We start from the raw sequence: 4,239 nt of genomic DNA on the forward strand, positions 1-4,239 counted from the left end.
CGGACGGCCCGCGCGTCGTTGTGCCTGAAGAGAGCGAAAGGCAATCAGCAGGGGGTGCCCCATGGGTCGAGTGGTGCTGGAGCGGTTTCCCGCCGGAAGTCCGCGGGGAAGCTGGCCCGCCGAGGAGTACGCGGCGCAGCGGATGCGCGAGGGCGTGCAGGCGGAGGTGGTCATGGACCTGGACAGCGACGCGTTCCTCGTCGTGGTCCGGCAGCGGGAGTCCCGTTCCGTTCACTGACCGCCCGAAGGAAGATCCGGTGGACGCAGGGCCCTTGGCCTCGCGCCCGCGCAGCCCCACACTGAGCCGATGACTCAGCGTGTGGATCTCGCGACGGTAATGGACCGGCTGGCGATCGACGAAGTGGTCACGGGCTACGCGGTGGCCGTCGACGACGGTGACTGGGCCGCGTACCGGGCTCTGTTCACCGCATCCGGGAGGGTCGACTACAGCTCGGCCGGCGGGATCGAGGGGCCGGTGGCGGAGGTCGCGGACTGGCTGGCGGAGACGATGACGCTGTTCCCCGTCCGCCAGCACCTGATCGTGAACCGGCTGATCCGGCTGGAGGACCTGGGCGGCTCCCCCGGGGACAGCGCCGAGGTCCGGGCGGACTTCCTCAATCCGATGCGGCTGGCGGGGCCGGACTCCGACGCCGCGCCCACCTCGCCCAACTTCGTCGCCGCCGGGCGCTACGGCTTCGCGCTGGCCCGCACCCGTGACGGCTGGCGGCTCACCCGCGTCACCGTGCACGAGAAATGGCGGCACACGACCGCCTGAGCCGGACCGGAGCCGCTCGACTCGGCCCGGACGTCGGGCACTGCCACACTGGAAGCGGAGGCACGCCATGATCATGATGCGCATGCGGTGGTGGTCCCCTCGATGGCGTGCGCCCGCCGCCGTGGTGGCCGGGGCACTACCGGCCCTCGCCTTCCCGGCCCCCTCGCTCTGGTGGTTCGCCTACGCCGCCCTCGTGCCCTGGCTGCTGCTGCTGCGGTCCGCCCCCACCGGGCGGCGGGCCGCGCTGGAGGGCTGGCTCGGCGGCGCCGGGTTCATCCTGGCCGTGCACCACTGGCTGCTGCCCAGTCTGCACGTGTTCCTGATCCCGGTGGCCGCGCTGCTCGGGCTGCTCTGGATCCCCTGGGCCCTCCTCGTGCGGGAGCTCCTCGGCGGGACCCCGGCGGCGGGCCGGGCCTGCTGCGCTCTCGTCCTCGTACCGGCGGCGTGGCTGCTGTCGGAACTGGTGCGGTCCTGGCAGGGGCTGGGCGGGCCGTGGGGGCTGCTGGGGGCGAGCCAGTGGCAGGTGTCGCCGGTACTGCGGCTGGCCTCGGTGGGCGGGGTGTGGCTGGTGAGCCTGCTGGTGGTGGCGGTGAATTGCGCGCTGGTGCTGCTGATCGCGGTGCCCGGTGCGCGGATCCCGGCGGTGGCGGGGATGACCGGGTGCGCGGTGCTGACGGGGGCGGTGTGGGTGTGGGCGGCGCGGCCCGAGGAATCGGGCCGGCTGCGGGTGGCCGTCGTACAGCCGGGCCCGGTGGCCGACGGCCCGGACCGGCGGTTCGACGTCGGGGAACGGCTGACGCGGCCGTTGGCCGGGCGGGGGGTCGATCTGGTGGTGTGGGGTGAGAGCAGCGTCGGCGCGGACCTGACGGCCCGCCCGGACCTGGCCCGGCGGCTGACCGCGCTGTCCGCGGAGGTCGGGGCTCCGCTGCTGGTGAACGTGGATGCGCGGAGGGCGGACCGCCCCGGGATCTACAAGAGCGCGGTCCTCGTGGGCCCCCAGGGCCCCACCGGCGACCGGTACGACAAGATGCGGCTCGTCCCCTTCGGGGAGTACGTGCCGGCCCGCGCGCTGTTCGGCTGGGCCACCTCGGTCGGCAGGGCGGCGGGCGAGGACCGGATGAGCGGCGACACCCCGGTGGTCATGGACCTGCCCGCCCGGCCGGACGGGCCAGGCGGCCTGCGTGTCGGCCCGCTGGTGTGCTTCGAGTCGGCCTTCCCCGACATGAGCCGGCGCCTCACCCTGGACGGGGCCTCCCTGCTCGTCGCCCAGTCGGCGACCTCCTCGTTCCAGGAGAGCTGGGCCCCGTCCCAGCACGCCTCGCTCGGCGCGCTGCGGGCCGCCGAGAACGGCCGCCCGATGGTGCACGCCACCCTGACCGGCATCAGCGTCGTGAACGGCCCGTCCGGTCAGCAGGTCGGGGCCGCCCTGCCCACCTCCGCCAGCACGGCGGCCGTGTACGAGGTCCCGCTCGCCCGCGGCTCGACCCTCTACGTCCGCTTCGGGGACTGGCCGGTGGCCGCGGCCCTCGCCGCGCTCGCGGTGTACTGCGCGGTGGCGGGCAGCCGTTCGCTCAGGAGGCCTGCTCCAGAGCCGAGCTCACCACCCGCTCGCACAGCTCGTGGGTTCGCAGGGCGTCGCGGGCGCTGAGCGTGGTGCCCGCCGCGACCGCCTCCAGGAAGTGGTCGACGACCTGCTCGATGCCGCGCTGGCGGGCGACGGAGACCCAGTCCCCGCGGCGCCGCACGGTCGGCTGGCCCTTGTGGTCGATGACCTCCGCGAGATTGACGACCTGCCGCTTGGTGTCGCGCCCGGACACCTCCAGGATCTCCTCGGTGGAGCCGGACAGCCGGTTCATGATGCCGAGGGCGGTGAAGCCGGCACCGGACAGCTGGAGTACCACCTGGTGCATCAGCCCCTCACGCACCACCGCCCGCACGTCGAAGTGGTCGGCCTCGCCGGGCAGGAGAAACCGCAGGGTGTCGACGACGTGGATGAAGTCGTCCAGCACCAGCGTCCGCGGGTCCTCGGGCAGCCCGACCCGGTTCTTCTGCATGATGATCAGCTCGCGGGCGTGGTCGGCGCACTGCGCGTAGGCCGGCGCGAAGCGGCGGTTGAAGCCGACGGCGAGGGAGACCCCGAGCCGCTCGGCCCGTTCCACGAGCTGCCGCGACGGCGCGAGTTCGTAGGCGAGCGGCTTGTCCACGAACGTGGGCACGCCCGCCTCCAGCAGCCGGCCGACGATCTCGGGGTGGGCCACGGTGGCTGCGTGCACGAAGGCCGCGTCGAGCCCCTCGGCGAGCAGCGAGTCGAGATCGCCGTGCCGGCGAGCGGCAGGGACGTGGTGGGTGTCGCCGACCCGCTCCAGGGTGGCGGGGTTACGGGTCTGCAGGTGCAGCTCGATGCCCGGGCGGGTGGTGAGGACGGGCAGGTACGCCTTCTGCGCGATGTCGCCGAGTCCGATGCAGCCGACCTTCACCGGGGGCCTCCAGGTTGGTTCCTTGTGGGATTCCCGCAGCTTAATCCCTGGTGGCGGGGGCGCCGTTCGCCGAGGATGAGCCCATGACCATCAGTTCCGGATCACATCGCAACGAACCCGCCACCACCGCCGACGAGCGGGACATGCTGGACGGATGGCTCGACTACCACCGTGCCACCCTCGCCTGGAAGTGCGAGGGGCTCCAGGACGAACAGCTGCGCCGTACCCCGCTCGCGCCCTCCGAACTGAGCCTCCTGGGCCTCGTACGGCACATGGCGGAGGTGGAGCGGTACTGGTTCCGGGAGATCATGCTGGGCGAGGACCTGCCCGAGCTGTACTGCACGAGCGAGGACCCGGACGGCGATTTCCACTTCTCCGAGAAGGCCACCTGGGCCGAGGCGGAGCAGGTCTGGCAGACCGAGGTCGAGCTGGCCCGCCAGGCCGCAGCGGGCCGTTCGCTGGACCTGGTCTCGCAGGCCGAGAGCCACCACCGGGGCGAGGTGTTCAGCCTGCGCTGGGTCTACACCCACATGATCGAGGAGTACGCGCGCCACAACGGCCACGCGGACCTGTTGCGCGAGCAGACCGACGGCGCCACCGGCGACTGAGGAGGCGCCCACGGACCCTGTCCGGCGGGTGGGTCCGTCACCCGTGCGGGGTGAATATCGGCTGCGGGTTTTCACAACGGGGTCTTCGCACAGCAGAGTTGCGCGGGTGCATCCAACCCGAACCACGACAACGCTGCTGCTCGGAGTCGCCTGCGCCGTATCGGCGTATCCGGCTGTGTGCATGTGAGCCCCGGACCCGTGCAGCCCGCGGCGGCCCCCGCCGCCGGGGTACCTCCCCGCCATGAGCCGCGCGGCGGGCCCGGGCCGCCTCGGTGGTCGTCCGGGCCCCCGCTCTGGAGGCGCTGGAGGCGGGTGGAGACGCCCCGGGGCCGCCCGCGGCCCCGGCGGGCTCCCGCGCCCGCCCAGCGGTCCGCCCAGC

5 protein-coding genes are annotated in these 4,239 nt (G+C 73.3%); 4 read left to right on the forward strand and 1 reads right to left on the reverse strand.

The features are described from left to right. The first annotated feature begins 61 nt into the window (after nucleotides 1-61). The 3 genes from ACWGIU_RS31150 to lnt all read left to right on the forward strand — a co-directional run bounded on the left by ACWGIU_RS31150 (nucleotide 62) and on the right by lnt (nucleotide 2,423). Nucleotides 62-238, forward strand: coding sequence for a hypothetical protein (locus tag ACWGIU_RS31150; protein WP_453711427.1), 177 nt, complete (start codon nucleotides 62-64; stop codon nucleotides 236-238). 69 nt (nucleotides 239-307) lie between these two features. After that, nucleotides 308-775 (forward strand): nuclear transport factor 2 family protein, encoded by a 468-nt coding sequence (locus tag ACWGIU_RS31155; RefSeq protein ID WP_453711429.1) that lies wholly within the window; start codon nucleotides 308-310, stop codon nucleotides 773-775. Nucleotides 776-842: 67 nt separating this feature from the next. Beyond that, complete coding sequence (gene lnt / locus ACWGIU_RS31160; RefSeq protein ID WP_453711431.1) at nucleotides 843-2,423, forward strand: apolipoprotein N-acyltransferase; 1,581 nt, start codon at nucleotides 843-845, stop codon at nucleotides 2,421-2,423. On the opposite strand, the gene ACWGIU_RS31165 is transcribed toward lnt, so the two are convergent. After that, nucleotides 2,347-3,252, reverse strand: a complete 906-nt coding sequence (locus tag ACWGIU_RS31165; protein WP_453711433.1) for a Gfo/Idh/MocA family protein — start codon at nucleotides 3,250-3,252, stop codon at nucleotides 2,347-2,349. The genes lnt and ACWGIU_RS31165 overlap by 77 nt on opposite strands. Nucleotides 3,253-3,335: 83 nt before the next feature. Between ACWGIU_RS31165 and ACWGIU_RS31170 the strand changes: the two genes are divergently transcribed. Next, entirely contained in the window at nucleotides 3,336-3,860 is a 525-nt protein-coding gene (locus ACWGIU_RS31170; RefSeq protein ID WP_453711435.1) for a DinB family protein, read from the forward strand. Nucleotides 3,861-4,239 lie beyond the last annotated feature (379 nt).

It is taken from the genome of Streptomyces sp. NPDC054840 (assembly GCF_053611065.1).

Coding starts and splice junctions, on each gene's coding strand:
- ACWGIU_RS31150 (WP_453711427.1), top strand. CDS start 62: ATGGGTCGAGTGGTGCTGGAGCGGTTTCCCGCCGGAAGTCCGCGGGGA.
- ACWGIU_RS31155 (WP_453711429.1), top strand. CDS start 308: ATGACTCAGCGTGTGGATCTCGCGACGGTAATGGACCGGCTGGCGATC.
- lnt (WP_453711431.1), top strand. CDS start 843: ATGATCATGATGCGCATGCGGTGGTGGTCCCCTCGATGGCGTGCGCCC.
- ACWGIU_RS31170 (WP_453711435.1), top strand. CDS start 3,336: ATGACCATCAGTTCCGGATCACATCGCAACGAACCCGCCACCACCGCC.